The organism is Streptomyces sp. SID4985 (assembly GCF_009863025.1).
Taxonomy (GTDB): domain Bacteria; phylum Actinomycetota; class Actinomycetes; order Streptomycetales; family Streptomycetaceae; genus Streptomyces.
The window spans coordinates 1-640 of the sequence record NZ_WWIR01000618.1 but is presented as its reverse complement, the minus strand read 5'-3'; the positions used below and the strand labels follow the sequence as shown (position 1 = coordinate 640).

1 pseudogene is annotated in these 640 nt (G+C 70.5%); it reads left to right on the top strand.

Annotation, left to right across the window (positions count from 1 at the left end):
* Positions 1-640: pseudogene (locus tag GTW40_RS26280) on the top strand (glycoside hydrolase family 32 protein); the annotation flags it as partial.

Here is a 640-nt window from a genome sequence, read left to right as displayed (position 1 = left end):
TTCCGCGCGGACGCCTCCGGTGCCGGGTACACGGCGAACATCGACACCAGCGGGGTCGTCAAACTCTGGCGCCCCGGCCGGGACATCGCGACGTACGCCACGCCCATCCCGCCCGGCAGCACCCACCATCTGAAGGTGCAGACGAACGGCGACCGCATCCGCGTCTGGCTCGACAACGGCTCCGACCCGGTCATCGACGCGACCGACGGCACGTACACGAGCGGGGCGTTCGGCGCGAACGTCTACAGCGGCACCGCCACCGTGCAGAACCTCAACACCGGTACGGGCGGCTTCACTTCCTTCCCCGCCGGACGGTGGACACCGCGCGGCGGCACCTGGACGGTCGGCCCCGACGGGCTGCACGGCCGCAGCGCCGGGGACGGCTTCTACCTCAGCGACCGCACCGGCACCGACTTCACCTACCAGGGCGACCTGTCCATCACCAACGGCACCGCCACAGGGCTCACTTTCCGCGCGGACGCCTCCGGTGCCGGGTACACGGCGAACATCGACACGAGTGGCGTCGTCAAACTCTGGCGCCCCGGCCGGGACATCGCCACGTACAGGACGACCCTCGTCGAGGGCCGCACCTATCACCTCAGGGTGCAGACGAACGGCGACCGCATCCGCGTCTGGCTCG